Origin of the sequence: Streptomyces fildesensis, assembly GCF_016107395.1 — a bacterium.
GTDB classification, from domain to species: domain Bacteria; phylum Actinomycetota; class Actinomycetes; order Streptomycetales; family Streptomycetaceae; genus Actinacidiphila; species Actinacidiphila fildesensis.
On sequence record NZ_JAAIKO010000148.1, the window covers coordinates 1 to 709 of the forward strand.

Annotated in this window: 1 pseudogene; it reads left to right on the forward strand. The window is 51.8% G+C overall.

Annotated elements, in window-relative coordinates:
- Nucleotides 1-541: pseudogene (locus C6N31_RS42320) on the forward strand (hypothetical protein); the annotation flags it as partial.
- Between the last annotated feature and the right edge of the window lie 168 nt (nucleotides 542-709).

Genomic DNA, 709 nt, shown 5'->3' on the forward strand with positions numbered 1-709 from the left:
CTTCGTACCAAAGCAAACTCACCGACTGCCCTTCTCACTTCTCACTTATACTCGCCACCAGTTGTTTCCTGCTTTTTTTTGCGCATCAATGGCTGCTGTTGAGGTCCAGACAGCGACTCCTGCATTGACAGAGAAAGATGAGGAAGGAGTGATCGCGAAGGTTGAAGAAGTAGCTTCGCAAGTAGGATCAGAAGAGACATCGCCGCTGCCTGTAACAGAACAGGCAGTCGACGAATCTAAGGGAGAAGCAGCTTCCGTTGAAGTTACTTCCTTAGGTGATAAATCTGTCGAGCAGGACGAGAAAATCGCCGCAGATGAAGAAGCATCGGGCGAAGCTGTCGAGGAAGCTGAACCTGCGGTGAAAGAAACCGGGGAGGAGACGGATCAGGAGCCGATTTCCGAAGAAGCTGAAGCGACCGGTGCAGAGGACGTGGACGATTCGGCCGCTGGTCCGGTGACGGAGGTGAAAGATGAGGAGGAGACGGTGGAGAAACCGGCGCCAGTCGCTGAGAGCGCAGTTGCCGACCAGAACACCGAGTAAGTCCTTCCGGTTTGTTTGCCGCGGTCTGCATCCGGTTTGGTTTGTGACCAGGCCACGTTATGTAAGCATAAGATCAATGCGTGAAGCTATGTTGTTATGTTTTTGTAACTACCGTAGGGTTTGGGAAGTCCCTAAATTTGATAATAAGCATCAGCCAGACGTCAGAGA